We start from the raw sequence: 15,904 nt of genomic DNA, 5'->3' as shown, positions 1-15,904 counted from the left end.
ATGTCGAACGACACTGGTACCGAACCGAAGCGGGCAGTCGACGCGGAGGCCGAGTCCTCCCTGCCTGTCACCACCGAGTCCGCCACCCCCGAGACCGGGGCGACGACCGCGAAAGTGCCTCGCACTCTATCGATCCGGCTCTCCACCGTCGTCACCGCGGCGGCCGGAATGGCACTGATCGCGTCGGCCGCGGTCTTCGGATCGCTGTGGCTGTCGGCGCGCGGCGATCTGCACGACCGCGACGACCGGGCGGCGGCGCAGCAGCACGCCGAACAGGTCGCCACCGATTACGCGGTCGGCGCCTCGAATATCGACTACCGGAACGTCGGCGCGTGGATCGGCAAACTGAAGGCCGGCACCTCGTCGCAACTGGCGCAGAAATTCGACGCCACCGCACCGAAGCTGCAGGAGATCCTGGTCCCGCTGAAGTGGACCTCGTCGGCGAATCCGATCGCCGCCAAGGTGATGAGCGCCGAGAACGGCGTCTACAAGGTCGACGTCTTCCTCGACGTCACCTCCACCAGCGCGCAGACGCCACAGGGTGCGCAGACCACCGTCACCTACACGGTCGACATCGATCCGAGCAGCGGCTGGAAGGTGACCGATGTCGGCGGAATGGCCGGGGCCCTGCCCAAGCAGTGACAGCCCTGCTCACGCAGGAGCAGCGGTCAGTGGCCCGGTAGCACGCACACGGTGTCGAGTCCCAGCACGCGGTTGAGCCGGCCGAACGCCAGCCACGAGCCGATGCACATGCTCAACTCGACGATTTCGGCCTGACTGTAGTGCGCCCGCATCCGGGTCCAGAACTCGTCGTCCAGGTTGTGGTGATCGAGCACGTAGCGTTCGGCGTATTCGGCGGCCAGCCGGGTCCGATCGTCGAACGAATCGGTGGTGCGCCACTCGGTGACAGCCTGGTCGAAACCGACTTCGACCTTCTGCCCGTCGCGTTCGGTGCGCCAGTCCTGACAGAACAGGCAACCGTTGATCTGGGCGATCCGCAGCCGCGCCGCCTCGAACTCACGCAGTCCGAGGGTGCTGTGCGAGTAGACCGCCAGCGACAACTTCGAGGCGGCGGGCCCGATACCCGGCACCATCTCACCCCAGACGTAGCCGATCGGATCCTTCCCCTCGGGGATATCGATGTTCATTGCGGTGTCCTTTCGGATGGGGCGCTCGCGAATCTGCCGACGGCGGGGCGCAAGGGGACGTCGAGGGCGTCGTAGAGACCGGGCTCGGCCGCGGCCAGCCAGTCGATGGCATTGACCAATCTGCCGACGGCCGTGGCATTTCCGCCGGCGGCCCGGTTACCGCCCTCGGTCTCGGCCTCGACGGTCACCTCGATGCGCGGATCGCCCTCCACGATGATGCGATGCGCGCCCGCACCGTCGGGCGGCCGCGGCCAGTCGCCTGCGCAGTCGGGATGGATGCGGGTGACGTGTTCGATCACGATGCGCGGCCGGCCGCCGACCATGCCCTGCACCTCGAACCGCACCGCGCCCTGGGTGCCCGCCTCGAAGTCACCCATCGCCGCGGTGGTCACCGTGGTGTCGAGGGCGCGCCGGTCCAGCGTCTCGCGGATTCCGTCGAGTTCGGCGCCCAGGGCGCGTGCCATCAGCCGAATCTGCCCGCCCCACACCATGGTCGGGACACCGGGCGCGGTCATCGGCGGTTCGTAGTCCATCGGCTGGCCCATCCCGACCAGGTAACGCACCGAATCCGGCTGATCGTAGGTGGAATAGTCGAAGATCTCCTGACAGCGGATCGTGTCCACCCGGTGCCCCAGCCCGCTCACGAGCAGTGGCAGCACGTCGTTACCCCACCCGGGGTCGATACCGGAGACGAACAGCGAGCCGCCGCCCGCCGCGATCGCCGCCCGCACCGGCTCGCGTACTTCGGCGGGGGCGTTGCGGGGATCGTAGAGCGCGTACAGCGCGGGCGTGACGACCACCGCGCCGGCCCGGATCGCGGTGACGATATCGCGCAGTGCGTCGTCGGGCCGGATATCGCCGGACGCGGCGTACACGACCGCCCGGGGATGGCGCGCCAGTAGGGCGTCGACATCGGCCGAGGCCGTGACGCCGAAGTCGTGGTCGAGTCCGGCCAGCCGGCCCGCATCGCGCCCGACCTTCGCCGGATCGTGCACCAGCACCCCGGTCAATTCCAGTTCGGGGTGTGCGTGCACGGCGCGGATCGCGGCACGGCCGACATTGCCCGTGCCCCAGACGATCGTCGAGATCATCTCACCGAGACTAGCAAGCGCTTGGTTTGCCGTGGGCGTTTTGCGTGGGTCGGTCCGCGGTCCCGCGTCCGGACATGAGGTCGTCGGCTGAGCTCGGCGGGCGTGGACGTTCGGTACCCTGATCGGCATGGTGATGAGGATCCGTTCGGCGGCGCTGATGCTGTGCGCCGTCGCGCTGTCCATCGTCGCCGTCACGGTTGTGCCTGCGGGCGAACCGAATTCGCTGCTGGCGGTCGGAGCCGCGGCGATTCTCGCCTTGGCGGTGGTCGCCGCCTGTTCCGGCCGGATGCGGCCGGCGCGGGTCGCGGTCCACAGTGGCCCACCCGGCTCCGCGCAGCAGCGGCGACGGGGTTCCTTTCTCCGACAGAGCAATCCGGATACGGCGGGCCGGGTGCGGCCCAGGGCGCCGGGTCACCGGAGCTGATCGCGCGTCACCACGCCGGTGCTCTCGCCGGCCGCAGTGAACGCGCGGCTCCTCGGCCGACCCCGTTCACTCGCCCGTACCTTCACGGGTGCCTCGAAGTGAGGTGATATCCCATGCTCGATTTCGTGTACTACCCGGTCGCCGCCGTTCTCTGGCTGTGGCACACCGGATTCGCCGTCCCGTTCGGCGCCGCGAGCGGCCTGTCCTGGGCCCTGGCGATCGTCATGCTGGTGGTGACCCTGCGCGCCGTCCTGTATCGGCCGTTCCTGGCTCAGGTCCGCTTCTCACGCACCATGGCCGTGCTGCAACCGAAGATGCGGCAGTTGCGTGCCGAATGCGGCGACGACCGCGAGCGGCTGGCCGTGGAAACCCGGAAATTGCAGCAGCAGCACAACTTCAACGTGCTCAGCGGCTGCCTGCCGGTGCTCGCGCAGTTGCTGATGTTCCTGGGACTGCTGCACGTGCTGCATTCCTTCGACCGCACCGCGGTCTCGCATGTGCCGTTCCTCGGCAGTTCCACCGCGATGACGGCGGCGCAGAACGCCGACACCGCGAATTACGTGTTCGCACCGGAACAGGTGCGGTCGTTCCTGCACGCCGACCTGTTCGGCGCGCCGCTGTCGGCGACGCTCACCTCCACCGATTCGGTCGCGTCGGTGGCCGTGGTGGCGCTCCCGCTGGTGCTGATCGCGGCCGTCGCGACCCACTGCACCGCGCGGGCGTCGATCGCCCGCCAGTTCGAGACCACTGCGCAGATGCGGCTCATCAACGCGATGACGCTGTGGCTGTTCCCGCTCGGCACACTGGTCGCCGGCCTGGTGATGCCGATCGGCATTCTGGTCTACTTCGCGACCAGCAACACCTGGACCTTCGTGCAGCAGCATGTGGTCCATCGCAGGCTCGGCCCGCTGGAACCCCTACCGCCACCGGCAGTCCCGACGATCTAGGCCCGTTCCGGTTCGGCCGCCGCGGTCTCCTCGACATCCGCATGCGGGGCGCCCCAGCCGATATGCGATTCGGCGCGCAGGCGATCGATCATGTGCGGATAGTGCAACTCGAATGCCGGTCGCTCCGAACGGATCCGGGGCAGTTCGTAGAAGTTGTGCCGCGGCGGCGGGCAGGTCGTCGCCCATTCCAGCGAATTGCCGTACCCCCACGGATCATCCACCGTGACGACCTCGCCGTAGCGGTAACTGCGGAACACATTCCAGACGAAGGTGATCATCGAGAAGCCGAGGATGAACGAGCCGATGGTGGACACGGTGTTGAGTGCGGTGAAACCGTCGGAGGGCAGATAGTCGGCGTAGCGGCGCGGCATCCCTTCGTTTCCCAGCCAGTGCTGCACCAGGAAGGTGGTGTGGAAACCCAGGAAGGTGGTCCAGAAGTGGATCTTGCCGAGCCGCTCGTCGAGCAGCCGGCCGGTCATCTTCGGGAACCAGAAGTAGATACCGCCGAAGGTCGCGAACACGATCGTCCCGAACAACACGTAATGGAAGTGCGCCACAACGAAATACGTGTCGGTGACGTGGAAGTCCAGCGGCGGGCTGGCGAGGATGACACCCGACAGGCCGCCGAACAGGAAGGTGACCAGGAACCCCAGCGCCCACAGCATCGGCGTCTCGAACGTCAGCTGCCCCTTCCACATGGTGCCGATCCAGTTGAAGAACTTCACTCCGGTCGGGACGGCGATCATGAAGGTCATGAACGAGAAGTAGGGCAGCAGCACGGCTCCGGTGGCGAACATGTGGTGCGCCCACACCGCCACCGACAGCGCCCCGATACTCATCGTGGCGTAGACCAGCGCGGTGTAGCCGAATACCGGTTTGCGGCTGAACACCGGGAAGATCTCGGTGACGATGCCGAAGAACGGCAGCGCGATGATGTACACCTCGGGATGGCCGAAGTACCAGAACAGATGCTGGTAGAGCAGGTTGCCGCCGGTGGCGGGATCGTAGATGTGGCCACCGAGATGACGGTCGTAGGCCAGCGCCATGAGCGCCGCGGTGAGGATCGGGAAGGCCAGCAGGACCAGTACGCTGGTGACCACGATGTTCCAGGTGAACAGCGGCATCCGGAACAGGGTCATCCCCGGCGCGCGCAGCACGACCACGGTGGTGAGCATATTGACCGCACCGAGAATGGTGCCCAGACCGGAGACGGCCAGACCCAGAATCCACATGTCGCAGCCGACGCCGGGGGAGTGCACCACGTCCGACAGCGGGGTGTAGGCGGTCCAGCCGAAGTCCGCGGCGCCGCCGGGAGTGACGAATCCGGCGGTGGCCATCGAGGCGCCGAAGAGATAGAGCCAGTAGCTGAGCGCGTTCAGTCGCGGGAACGCCACATCGGGCGCGCCGATCTGCAACGGCAGGATGCAGTTGGCGAAGCCGAACACGATGGGCGTGGCATAGAACAGCAGCATCAGGGTGCCGTGCATGGTGAACAGCTGATTGAACTGCTCCGGCGACAGGAACTGCAGGCCCGGGCGGGCGAGTTCGGACCGCATCAGCAATGCCATCAGCCCGCCGACGAGGAAGAACGCCATCGAGCTGACGATGTACATCATGCCGAGCAGCTTCGGATCGGTCGTCGTGACGATCGTCCAGATCTGCGAACCCTTCGGGGCGATCCGCCGGGGATAAGGCCTTACGGCTTCGATCTCGGCGGCGCCGCGAGATGGTGCTGTAGTCACAGTTCCTCCTCGAGCCCAACCATCTTCGAGTGTGGCACCGCGGCAAGATCAACGTGTTCGAATCCCGCCGGGCATCGATGTGCGATCGGTCGTGATCTTCGGGACGGGCCCATGCTCCCATCGATACCCACTTCGCGGCGGATGGATCGCCGGAACGACCACGTGGATCGCTGGAAAGTAACGGATGCGTCGGCGGCTGCCCCGGAAAGGAGGGCCGAGGGTACGGTGGGACCCGACCGTTTCGGAGTGGTTCTGCGAGTGAGTGCGGCGATGCGGACCGTAGCTGTCCGTTTGCTCGCCGCTGCGACGACGAGATTCCGAGATACGAGGTGTGGACATGACCGCTGCCTGGCCCAGTTCGTTCAACTCCTTCGACGACCTCTTCAACCGCTTCTTCGGCCCCGGTATGGCCGCACAGCCGCCGGTGCAGCGCATCGATCTGGGGCGGCTGCTCAGCGACAGCGCCAAGGAGCTGATCGCGATCGCCCGGTCGGCCGCCCAGGGCTGGGGAAATCCCGAGGTCACCGCCGAACATCTGCTCTACGCCGCCACTCAGGTCGAGCCGTCGCGCGGGATCATCGGCCAGCTCGGGCTGGAGCCGGACAAGGTGGCCGCGCAGATGCGGAGTGCGGTCGGCAGCGGAGAGGCCACCGCGACCGCGGGCGGTCAGGTGGTGCTCGGGCCCGGCGCCAAACTGGCCCTGCGCACCGCGCAACGCAACGCCGCCGAGGCGGGATCCAGCTACATCGGCCCGGAACATATTCTGCTCGGCATCGCTGACAATCCGGAAAGTGCTGCCGTGCAGTCTCTTTCGGGTGCCAAACTGCCGGTCGCCGAGGGACGGAAGAAGCCCACCGACACGCCGACGCTCGACGAATACGGCCGGGATCTGACCGCCGAGGCGCGCGCGGGCAAGGTCGACCCGGTCGTCGGCCGCGCCGAGGAGATCGAGCAGACCGTGGAAATCCTGTCCCGGCGGCGCAAGAACAATCCGGTGCTCATCGGGGATCCCGGAGTCGGCAAGACCGCGATCGTCGAGGGTCTGGCGCAGCGCATCGTCAACGGCGATGTGCCCAGCACGCTGGCCGACCGGCGGGTGGTGGCCCTCGATGTGGGCTCGCTGGTGGCGGGCAGCAAATATCGCGGCGAATTCGAGGAGCGGCTGACCAAGATTCTCGACGAGGTCCGCGAGCACTCCGACGAACTGGTGCTGTTCATCGACGAGTTGCACACCATCGCCGGCGCCGGCGCCGGCGGCGAGGGTTCGATGGATGCCGGCAACCTGCTCAAACCGGCGCTGGCCCGCGGCGAACTCCATGCCATCGGCGCCACCACAATCGATGAATACCGGCGCTACATCGAGAAGGACGCCGCCCTGGAGCGTCGCTTCCAGCCGGTGCTGGTTCCCGAACCGTCGGTCGCCGACACCATCGAAATTCTGCGCGGACTCAGCGACGTCTACGAGGAACACCATCAGGTGCACTACGACGACGAGGCGTTGGTCGCCGCGGCGGAACTCTCGGACCGCTACATCACCGACCGGTTCATGCCCGACAAGGCGATCGATCTGGTCGACCAGGCCGGTGCCAGGGTCCGGTTGCGCACCCGCATGCCGGGCCCGGATCTACGTGCGGCACAGCAGGAATTGTCGCGCCTCGAACGGGAGAAGGATGCCGCCGTCGCGGCCGAGGACTACTCCCGCGCGGACGAACTCAAGGGCGAGATCACCGCCGCCGAGGAACGGGTCGGCCACATCACCGCCGACGAGGAGCCGACGGTCACCCTCGACGATATCGCCGAGGTGGTGTCCAAGCAGACCGGAATTCCGGTGTCGGAGTTGACCGTCGAGGAACGGCAGCGCCTGCTGCGGCTGGAGGACGCGCTGCACAAGCGGGTGATCGGGCAGGACGAGGCGATCGTGGCGGTCGCCGAGGCGGTGCGCCGCGCTCGGGCCGGGATGAAGGATCCGAACCGCCCGATCGGCTCGTTCCTGTTCCTCGGCCCGACCGGTGTCGGCAAGACCGAATTGGCGAAAGCCTTGGCGGAGGCGGTATTCGGCGACGAGGACCGGCTGATCCGATTCGACATGAGCGAATTCCAGGAGAAGCACACGGTGTCCCGGCTCGTCGGCGCCCCGCCCGGATATGTGGGCTACGAGGATGCCGCACAGCTCACCGACAAGATTCGCCGACAACCGTATTCGGTGATCCTGTTCGACGAGGTGGAGAAGGCCCATCCGGACGTGTTCAACGTGCTGCTGCAGTTGCTCGACGACGGGCGCGTCACCGACGCCAAGGGCCGCACGGTCGATTTCAAGAACACCATCGTGATCATGACCAGCAATATCGGTTCGGATCTGATCCTGAAGGCCACCTCGGCGGAGCTCGACGCCATCACCCCGCGGCTGATGGAACGGCTGCAACAGCATTTCCGGCCGGAATTCCTCAACCGCATCGACGAGACCATCGTGTTCCACCGGCTCGACCAGGAACAGTTGCGCCGCATCGTCGATCTGGTTCTCGACGGCCCCCGCCGCCGCCTGCGCGCTCAGGACATCGAGCTCGACGTCACCGACGCGGCACGGGATTGGCTGTCCGAGAACGGATATCAACCCGAATTCGGTGCGCGCCCGCTCCGCCGGACGGTACAGAAGCAGCTGGAGAATCAGGTGTCCCGGCTGGTGCTCGGTGGCGAGCTGAACCCGGGCGACACCGTGCGCGTGGACGCCGACGAGTCCGGACTGATCGTCGCCGCGGTGGCCGGATCCGGAGCCGAACGTTCCCTCGATGCCTCCGCGAACGGCCAGAAGCCGAAGGGAAAGAAGGCGAACGGTAAGTCGGAGGCCAAGTCGGAGGCCAAATCCGACAAGAAGTCCGGAGCGAAATCCGGGAAGAGCTGATCCGGGGGAGGCCGATGGTGAGCTACGTGGCCGACCCGCGCGTCGACGCCTACATCGACGCGCTACCGGCCTGGCAGCGCGACATCTGCCGCGAGGTGCGCGAACTCGTCCACGCCGCCGATCCGGAAGTGACGGAGACCGTAAAGCGCAGGGTGCGACCGTATTTCGTGCTCGACGGCAACATCTGCGCGCTGCTGGCGACGAAGACGCACGTCGACGTCTTCCTCTACGACGGTGCGATCGTGCCCGATCCGGCGGGCATCATCACCGGCGGTCACGACAACACGACGGCGCGCACCGTGGCGATTGGCGAGGGGGAGAAGGTCAACGCCTCCGCGCTGTCGGCGATGCTGCGGCAGATCATCGCGAACAATCGCGCGGGCGGTTGGCGCAAGATGAAACGCGATGCGGCACAGAAAGAATGACCGAACGAGGTTCCGGGAGAGGGCGGTCAGTCCGGTACGCGTTCGGCGATCGTGAGCCGGAAGCGGAAGTCGCTCATCGCGCCGTCGACCACGACCACCCAGCCGTCGGCGGTGCGGTAGCGCGTCCGGCGGCGCGGACTGAGCGGGTGGTGGGGGCGGTAGGTGCGCGAGAGTTCCTCGGCGAGCCGTTCGGCATCGGCGCGATCCGCCCCCGCCGGGTGGATCGAGGACAGCTCCCACTGCCGGTAATCCTTCGAGGCGCCGACCTGCTCTTCCACCAGCACATGCCAATTCCCGGTGTTCATGGACCCATCATGCGGTAGCTCGGCGTGGCCCCGCGCGTCGTCGGCGCCGGATCGCACGGTCCGGCGCCGCGGCGACCGTCAGCCCGCGGCTGTCGTATCCGCGGGGGTCTGCGCATAGACGCCGACGGTGAGTTCCCGCATGCATCTGACCACGAGGGGAGCCGGACCGCCCGATCGTGGGGCGGTCGAAGGTGTTTCGTCGAATTCGCCGGCCTGCGCCGGGCCGTCGTCGTCGGCCCACTGCTCCAGTCCGATCCGGATGGCGCCGGCGGCCGCGGCGGCCAGCGTGCGCAGGCGCAGTGGATCGGTGTCCGGGGACAGTTTCCTCAGCAGGTCCAGCAGGGCGTGCTCGCCGGTGAGATTGACCCGGAACCAGACCGCGCGCAGGGCCGTATCGTCGGCCATCGCGCGCAACAGGCCGCGGGTGATGTCGAGTTCGTCGCGGTCCACCACCGTCAGGGCGCGGATCGCGGCGGTCTCCAGTTCCGCGATGGTAGGCAATCGGTCCGGTCCGTCGCCGAGGATGTCCAGCCAGCGAGACGCACCCGCCGACAGCATCGGTTCCACGGCATCCTCTTTGGTACGGCAATAGCGATAGAAGGTGCGCAGGCCGACGCCGGAGGCGGCGGCGATCTGCTCGGCGGTGACCGCCGCGGTGCCACGCTCGGCGAACAGGCGAGCGGCGGTGTGGGCGATCTCCATCCGGGTCGCCGACTTGCGCCGCTGAGCCAGGTTCGGCCGCGGCGATGCGGTGGCGGACGGGCCGGTTCTCGACTCGGGCATGAGTCACCTCCTGTCCGCACAGTCTAAGCGCGATTTGTCACTCTGGCACAACGTGCCACACAGGCGTAGTGTGTCAATCAAACGTGAAAATCGCAGTTGAGGAGAGTTTCGCAATGGAGCGTTTCGCAGATCGCCGGGTTCTGATCACCGGCGCCGGATCCGGTATCGGCCGCGCCACCGTGCATCGCATCCTGTCCGAGGGCGGCACCGTGGTGGCCGCCGACGTCAGCGAGGCGGGCCTGGCCGAAACCGCGAAACAGGCGGCCGAGAAGGGCAGCGCCGATCGGCTGACCACCGTCACGATCGACATCTCCGACGAGTCCTCGGTGCAGGCCGGGGTCGCGAAGGCCGTGGAAACCCTGGGCGGGCTGGACGCCCTGGTCAACGCCGCCGGCATTCTGCGCTCGGCGCACACCCACGAGATGCCGCTGGCCGACTGGAACCGCATCATCACCACCAACCTCACGGGCACCTTCCTGATGATTCGCGAATCACTGCCGGCGCTGCTGGACAGCGGCTGCGGCGTCATCGTGAACTTCGCCTCCACCTCCACCTACTTCGCGCACCCGTACATGGCCGCCTATGCCGCGTCGAAGGGCGGCATCATGTCCATGACCCATGCGCTGGCCTCGGAATACTCCAAGCAGAACCTGCGCGCGGTGGCCGTGGCGCCCGGCTCGATCTCGAGCGATATGACCGACGGCCGCGGTCCGGGCCTGCCCGAGGATGCCGATTTCTCGTTGTTCGGCAAGCTGATGCCGATGCTCGGCCAGGGGTTCGCCTCGCCCGATACGGTCGCCGGAGTGGTGGCCATGCTCGCCTCCGACGACGGCGCCTTCATCACCGGCACCGAGGTGCGCATCGACGGGGGCACCCACGCCTGATGCGGCGAATCGGTCCGGGCCGTCCTGGTCATCGGGAAAGCCCGGACCGAAACAGAAACGTGTTCTATTGTGCTGGCGGGGCCGAAACCAGGAGGTGACCGCGATGGATCTGGTTGCGTTGGAAGAGATTCGTGCGTTGAAATACCGCTATTTGCGGACGCTGGATCTGCGGGAGTGGGACGAGTTCGCCGATACCCTCGCCGTGGACGCGGTGGCCGATTACGGCTCGCCGTCGGGCGGTAAGCCGCTGCAGTTCGAGGGCCGCGACGCCATCGTCGGCTATCTCAGCGGCGCGATGACCGGCACCATGATCACCTCGCATGTGTGCAGTCATCCCGAGATCGCGGTGGACGGCGATTCCGCCTCCGGCAGTTGGTGTCTGGAGGATACGGTCATCGTTCCCGAGCACGGGATCATGATTCGCGGCGCCGCCTACTACCGCGACACCTATCGCCGTGAATCCGACGGCCGCTGGCGCATCACGAAGACCGGCTATCAGCGCAACTACGAGGCGATGATGCCGCTGTCCTCGATCCAGGGATTCACGATCACCGCCAGCCGCTGGGATCCCAGCGTCACGCACTGAGCCGACCGGCCGCTCAGGTCCGGGCGGTGCGCCGGATCGCGGTGGGAGTGCTGTCCCACCAGCGGCGCGCGCAGCGGGTCAGGGTGGCCTGTTCCGCGAGGCCGAGCAGTGAGGCGATCTGGCTCATCGGCAGATCCGTCGTGGTCAGGTAGCGCCGCGCCTCACTGCGGCGCACATCGTCGACGATGGCGGCGAAGGTCATGTGCTCGGCCGCCAGGCGGCGCTGCAGGGTGCGCGGATGGATCGTCAGAAGCCTAGCCACCGAATCGATCTGCGGGGCGGTCGTACCCAGCAGTTGCTGCACGGCGGCCCGTACCGCCGGCACCGTGGAGGCGCCGGTGTCGCCGGCCTGTTCGGCCAGGAACGCCACCGCCAGCCGGCGCAGATTCGCATCGCCACCCGCGATGGCCCGCGTCGTGAGATTGCTCGGCAGCCGCAGCATCGCCGCCGGTCGCTCGAAGCGCACCGGGACGCCGAAGAAGTTCTCGTAGGTCGCGCGCGAACCCGGCGGGCGGTACGGCAGCTCCACCGAGCGCAACCCGTACGGGCCTTCCACGAGCCGGATCAGTGTGCGGTGCAGAAATCCCAGGCCCAGGTCGGTGCCCTGGACGGGTTGCGGAAGTCTGGGTTCGACGCCGTAGCGCAGGGCCGTCACACCGCGGTCGCCGTAGGGATCCGGTTCGATGGTCAGACTCAGCGAGCGCGCGTGCACGAACAGGTAGCGCGAGGTGCACTCCAGTGCATCGGCCAGGGTGGGGGAGCTCCGGATGGCCAGCGCGAGCGGACCCAGCATGCCGAGATCCTGCCGGGCGGCGATCCGCAGGCCCAGATCGGGACACCGCAGCCGGTCGGCGGCGATCTCCAGCACGAGGGCCATCGCCTCGTCGGAGACCAGCAGATCGTCGGCGTCCAGGGCGGCGATCGGGTATCCGGCGGCGGCCGCGTATTCCTCCGCATTTCCCCCGAGTTCGGCCACGGTCGCGCGGAAACCGCGCAAACCGGCCGAGCGGATCACCGACATGTCGTCCAGAATCAAATACTTGTCGTGCAAAGTCAAGAATGCCGGGGAAGGAACCAGCACACTGGAACCATGACCGCAGCTGGTGAATATGTCGATGTCGTCATCGTGGGCGCCGGTCTGTCCGGAATCGGCGCCGGTTACCGCGTGCAGACGGAATTGCCCGGAAAGTCCTATGCGATTCTCGAGGCGCGCGAGGCGCTGGGCGGCACCTGGGACCTGTTCCGGTACCCCGGCATCCGGTCCGATTCGGACATGTTCACCCTCGGCTACCCGTTCGAACCGTGGCGCGATGCCAAATCGATCGCCGACGGTCCCTCGATTCTGCGCTACATCACCGAGACGGCACGCCGTCACGGGATCGACGAGCATATTCGCTACGGCACCAAAGTCGTTGCGGCACAATGGTCCAGCGCCGAATCGCGCTGGACGCTGACCCTGCGGCAGGGCGATGCGGAGCGCACGCTGAGCTGTCGCTTCCTCTATTCGTGCTCCGGCTACTACAACTATGACCAGGGGCACGCCCCCGAATTCCCGGGCGTGGAAACGTTTTCCGGCACCATGGTGCATCCGCAGTTCTGGCCGGAGGATCTCGATTACGCCGGCAAGAAGGTCGTGGTCATCGGCAGCGGTGCCACCGCCGTGACGCTGGTTCCGGCGATGGCCGAAGAGGCCGAGCGGGTGACCATGCTGCAGCGTTCGCCGACCTGGATCTCCGCGGTCCCCGGCCGGGACAAGCAGGCCGACAAGATTCGGGAACTGCTGCCGGCGGGCTTGGCGCACCGGGTGATCCGCACCAAGAACATCCTGTTCAACGTCGGTTTCTACCAGTACTGCCGGCGTCGGCCGCAGGCCGCGCGCAAGCTGCTGACCGGGCTGACCACCCGCATTCTCAAGGACGAGAAGCTGGTCGCCGAACACTTCACCCCGGAGTACAACCCGTGGGATCAGCGGCTGTGCGCGGTGCCGGACGCCGACTTCTTCAAGGCGATGCGCAAGGGGAAGGCCGAGGTGGTCACCGATCACATCGACACCTTCGTGCCCGAGGGGATCCGCCTGAAGTCGGGCCGGGTGCTGCCCGCCGACATCGTCATCTCGGCGACCGGTCTGAAGCTGCTGGCCTTCGGCGGCATCACGCTGGAGGTCGACGGTGAGCCGGTGAACCTGTCCGACCGGTTCGTCTGGCAGGGAACGATGCTCACCGGCGTCCCCAACTTCGCGGTCTGCATCGGCTACACGAACGCGTCCTGGACGCTGCGCGCCGACCTGACTTCGCGGCTGGTGTGCAAGGTGATCGCCCATACGGACCGGCGCGGATACGAGGCGGTGGTGCCGCAGCCGCAGGCCGAGCTCACCGAACATCCGCTGCTCGACCTCGCCTCGGGCTATATCCAGCGGTCCATCGGCGACTTCCCGCGGCAGGGCGACCGGCATCCGTGGAAGGTGCGCCAGAACTACCTGCTGGATTCGGCCACCACCATGCGCACGAATCTGGACAAGACGCTGCAGCCGGTCCGGCGCACGGCGGTGCTGTCGAACGCCTGACCGGCGGCGCCGGACCGGTCCGTTCAGTTCGCCCAGGGGCCGACCCCGCCGATCTTGTCGATCCGTACCCGGGTCAGCAGTCCCGGCGGGGCGTCGGCGGGCGGGAAGTTCAGTCCCGGTGCGGCCAGTACAGCGGCCAACTCCGTCAGGAGTTCGGGCGCACCGCCCTCGACGATGCGCGCGGTGCCGGTGACCGACAGATACGGGCGCATGAACTCGCTCGGCTGATCCGAGACGATGGTCAACGCCACCCGCGGATCGCGGCGGACGTTGCGCACTTTCAGGTATTCGCCGAGGTGTGCGCTGACCAGCTCGTCGCCCTCGAGGGTCGACCGCAGCGCCACCCAGACGACGGAGATCTGCGGGCTGCCGTCGGCATTCAGGGTGACCAGGGTCGCGTTGGCGCCGGCGCCGACGAATTCGCGCGCGGAATCGGGAAGTCGCATATCCGCTCCGACGCCTGCGCGAACCGTTTCATTCCCGCGGTAGCCGCAGGCGCCGCGCGGCCGGGACGTGATGTCTGATTTCCGCCGGTATTCGGTCCGGGGCTCAGGCAGATTGGGGAGCGTACGGATCGAAAACCGAAAGGATCAGCAATGACGGTCTACACGACGACGGCGAGTCCGCTCGGTGAGCTGATGCTCGTCGGCGAGCCGCGCCCGGCCGGTGTCGCGCTCACCGCCCTGTCCATCGCGGGCGGGAAAGGTGGTGGAGCGCAACCTGGTTGGATCGAGGATCGCGCACCGTTCGCCTCGGTGCTCGACCAGCTCGACGGCTACTTCACCGGGCAGCGCACCCGTTTCGAACTCGACTACGCGGTCGAGGGCAGTGAGTTCCGGCGTCGGGTGTGGCGGGCGCTCGACGACATCCCGTACGGCCGCACGGTGACCTACGGCGACATCGCCGCCCGGGTCGGTGCGCCGCGGGCGGCGGTGCGGGCCGTCGGGGCCGCGATCGGCGCCAATCCGGTTCTGATCGTGCGGCCGTGCCATCGGGTGATCGGCGCGAACGGCCGTCTGACCGGCTATGCGGGCGGGATCGACCGCAAGCGGCAACTGCTGGAGCTCGAACATGCCGCGTGAAACCGGCCCGGCACCGACCGGTTCGGGGCTCACCGCGACGCCGTTCGGCGCTCGGGTGGACGCGCAGGACTGGACGCGGATAGCGGACGAACTCGACGAGCACGGATACGCGCTCAGCGGCTGCCTGGTGAGCGCCGACGAGTGCCGTGCGCTCGCGAAGCTGTACACCGAGGACGATCGCTTCCGCTCCACCATCGAGATGTCGCGGCACCGTTTCGGGTCCGGCGAGTACCGCTACTTCACCCACGATCTTCCCGCCGTGGTGTCCGAGTTGCGTGCCGCGCTGTATCCGAAACTGCTACCCATCGCGCGGAACTGGGCGCAACGGCTCGGTCGCCCGGGTTCGTGGCCGGACGGCCTCGACGACTGGATCTCCCAATGTCACCAGGCCGGGCAGAATCGCTCGGCGCAGATCCTGCTGCGCTACGGCCCCGGAGATTGGAACGCGCTCCATCGAGACCTCTTCGGCGACATGATCTTTCCGCTGCAGGTGGTGATCGGACTGGATGCCGCCGGCTCGGACTACACCGGCGGCGAATTCCTGATGGTCGAACAACGCCCGCGTGCCCAATCTCGCGGCGCGGCAGTCGCTCTGCCGCAGGGCCACGGGCTGGTCTTCACCACCCGGGAACGCCCCGTACGATCCGCGCGTGGCTGGTCGGCCGCGCCCATGCGCCACGGCGTGAGCGTGGTGCGCAGCGGGCATCGCCATACTCTGGGCCTGGTCTTCCACGATGCGTGAGGAATGCGGCGTGGGTGGTGAGGACGGAATCGCGGCGCGCGATTACCTACTGCTCGACTCGGATGCCGTGCCGTACCGCAGCCCGATCGCGGGCACCGTCGGCGGCCATCGGCGTCAGCGCATCTACGGGCGGCTGGACTGCCCGGCGGCACTGCGCGCACTGCGTCGCGGCGATTACGCCGCGTACCGGGTGTTCTTCGCCGACGAGGCCACCGCCGTCGCCGCCGGATACCGGCCGTGCGCACGGTGTCTGCCGGAGGCGTATCGGCGCTGGAAGTCCGGG

17 protein-coding genes and 1 pseudogene are annotated in these 15,904 nt (G+C 67.5%); 11 read left to right on the top strand and 7 right to left on the bottom strand.

All coding sequences use genetic code 11. The features are described 5' to 3' along the window. Positions 1-642: a hypothetical protein gene (locus IRT45_RS19150; RefSeq protein WP_194807217.1), complete on the top strand. Its 642-nt coding sequence runs from the start codon at positions 1-3 to the stop codon at positions 640-642. 26 nt (positions 643-668) lie between these two features. Here IRT45_RS19150 and IRT45_RS19145 read toward each other — a convergent pair whose 3' ends face one another. Together IRT45_RS19145 and IRT45_RS19140 are read right to left on the bottom strand one after the other, a co-directional pair. Continuing rightward, on the bottom strand, positions 669-1,148 hold the full coding sequence (locus IRT45_RS19145) for a carboxymuconolactone decarboxylase family protein (protein WP_039776864.1): 480 nt from the start codon (positions 1,146-1,148) through the stop codon (positions 669-671). After that, positions 1,145-2,239: a dihydrodipicolinate reductase gene (locus tag IRT45_RS19140; protein ID WP_194807216.1), complete on the bottom strand. Its 1,095-nt coding sequence runs from the start codon at positions 2,237-2,239 to the stop codon at positions 1,145-1,147. Before IRT45_RS19140 ends, IRT45_RS19145 begins: the two co-directional genes overlap by 4 nt. Before the next feature lie 127 nt (positions 2,240-2,366). Here IRT45_RS19140 and IRT45_RS19135 point away from each other — a divergent pair, with 127 nt between their 5' ends. Together IRT45_RS19135 and yidC are read left to right on the top strand one after the other, a co-directional pair. Next, positions 2,367-2,663: a DUF6412 domain-containing protein gene (locus tag IRT45_RS19135; protein ID WP_194807215.1), complete on the top strand. Its 297-nt coding sequence runs from the start codon at positions 2,367-2,369 to the stop codon at positions 2,661-2,663. 113 nt (positions 2,664-2,776) lie between these two features. Continuing rightward, on the top strand, positions 2,777-3,610 hold the full coding sequence (gene yidC / locus IRT45_RS19130; RefSeq protein ID WP_194807214.1) for a membrane protein insertase YidC: 834 nt from the start codon (positions 2,777-2,779) through the stop codon (positions 3,608-3,610). On the opposite strand, the gene ctaD is transcribed toward yidC, so the two are convergent. Beyond that, complete coding sequence (gene ctaD / locus IRT45_RS19125) at positions 3,607-5,352, bottom strand: cytochrome c oxidase subunit I (RefSeq protein ID WP_194807213.1); 1,746 nt, start codon at positions 5,350-5,352, stop codon at positions 3,607-3,609. The two genes, yidC and ctaD, sit on opposite strands and share 4 nt — an antisense overlap. 337 nt (positions 5,353-5,689) lie before the next feature. Between ctaD and IRT45_RS19120 the strand changes: the two genes are divergently transcribed. Together IRT45_RS19120 and IRT45_RS19115 are read left to right on the top strand one after the other, a co-directional pair. Further along, complete coding sequence (locus IRT45_RS19120; RefSeq protein ID WP_194807212.1) at positions 5,690-8,251, top strand: ATP-dependent Clp protease ATP-binding subunit; 2,562 nt, start codon at positions 5,690-5,692, stop codon at positions 8,249-8,251. Positions 8,252-8,277: 26 nt separating this feature from the next. Next, positions 8,278-8,676, top strand: coding sequence for a DUF1801 domain-containing protein (locus tag IRT45_RS19115; protein ID WP_309241051.1), 399 nt, complete (start codon positions 8,278-8,280; stop codon positions 8,674-8,676). 26 nt (positions 8,677-8,702) lie between these two features. On the opposite strand, the gene IRT45_RS19110 is transcribed toward IRT45_RS19115, so the two are convergent. Then, positions 8,703-8,981 (bottom strand): hypothetical protein, encoded by a 279-nt coding sequence (locus tag IRT45_RS19110; RefSeq protein ID WP_194807211.1) that lies wholly within the window; start codon positions 8,979-8,981, stop codon positions 8,703-8,705. Positions 8,982-9,059: 78 nt separating this feature from the next. Continuing rightward, positions 9,060-9,764: a TetR/AcrR family transcriptional regulator gene (locus tag IRT45_RS19105; protein ID WP_194807210.1), complete on the bottom strand. Its 705-nt coding sequence runs from the start codon at positions 9,762-9,764 to the stop codon at positions 9,060-9,062. 113 nt (positions 9,765-9,877) lie between these two features. Here IRT45_RS19105 and IRT45_RS19100 point away from each other — a divergent pair, with 113 nt between their 5' ends. Together IRT45_RS19100 and IRT45_RS19095 are read left to right on the top strand one after the other, a co-directional pair. Further along, on the top strand, positions 9,878-10,648 hold the full coding sequence (locus IRT45_RS19100) for an SDR family NAD(P)-dependent oxidoreductase (protein ID WP_194807209.1): 771 nt from the start codon (positions 9,878-9,880) through the stop codon (positions 10,646-10,648). A gap of 103 nt (positions 10,649-10,751) precedes the next feature. Continuing rightward, positions 10,752-11,234 carry a nuclear transport factor 2 family protein gene (locus tag IRT45_RS19095; RefSeq protein WP_194807208.1) on the top strand — a complete coding sequence of 161 codons (483 nt, stop codon included), beginning with the start codon at positions 10,752-10,754 and terminating at the stop codon, positions 11,232-11,234. A gap of 13 nt (positions 11,235-11,247) precedes the next feature. Here the strand turns inward: IRT45_RS19095 and IRT45_RS19090 are convergent, their stop codons facing one another. Then, complete coding sequence (locus tag IRT45_RS19090) at positions 11,248-12,315, bottom strand: AraC family transcriptional regulator (protein ID WP_309241050.1); 1,068 nt, start codon at positions 12,313-12,315, stop codon at positions 11,248-11,250. Positions 12,316-12,324: 9 nt separating this feature from the next. Here IRT45_RS19090 and IRT45_RS19085 point away from each other — a divergent pair, with 9 nt between their 5' ends. Continuing rightward, a complete protein-coding gene (locus IRT45_RS19085) occupies positions 12,325-13,797 on the top strand; it encodes an NAD(P)/FAD-dependent oxidoreductase (protein WP_194807207.1) in 1,473 nt (490 codons plus the stop codon). A gap of 23 nt (positions 13,798-13,820) precedes the next feature. Here the strand turns inward: IRT45_RS19085 and IRT45_RS19080 are convergent, their stop codons facing one another. Then, on the bottom strand, positions 13,821-14,243 hold the full coding sequence (locus IRT45_RS19080; RefSeq protein WP_194807206.1) for a PPOX class F420-dependent oxidoreductase: 423 nt from the start codon (positions 14,241-14,243) through the stop codon (positions 13,821-13,823). Positions 14,244-14,393: 150 nt separating this feature from the next. On the opposite strand from IRT45_RS19080, the gene IRT45_RS19075 reads away from it, so the two are divergent. The 3 genes and pseudogenes from IRT45_RS19075 to IRT45_RS37025 all read left to right on the top strand — a co-directional run. Then, positions 14,394-14,879, top strand: a complete 486-nt coding sequence (locus IRT45_RS19075; protein WP_194807205.1) for a methylated-DNA--[protein]-cysteine S-methyltransferase — start codon at positions 14,394-14,396, stop codon at positions 14,877-14,879. Further along, positions 14,869-15,621, top strand: a complete 753-nt coding sequence (locus tag IRT45_RS19070; protein WP_194807204.1) for a 2OG-Fe(II) oxygenase — start codon at positions 14,869-14,871, stop codon at positions 15,619-15,621. The genes IRT45_RS19075 and IRT45_RS19070 overlap by 11 nt, the downstream gene beginning before the upstream one ends. After that, a pseudogene (locus IRT45_RS37025) lies at positions 15,614-15,904 on the top strand (Ada metal-binding domain-containing protein); the annotation flags it as partial. The gene IRT45_RS19070 and the pseudogene IRT45_RS37025, both read left to right, overlap by 8 nt.

Origin of the sequence: Nocardia sp. BSTN01 (assembly GCF_015354405.1) — a bacterium.
Taxonomy (GTDB): Bacteria; Actinomycetota; Actinomycetes; order Mycobacteriales; family Mycobacteriaceae; genus Nocardia.
This window is presented reverse-complemented; position numbering and strand designations above follow the sequence as displayed.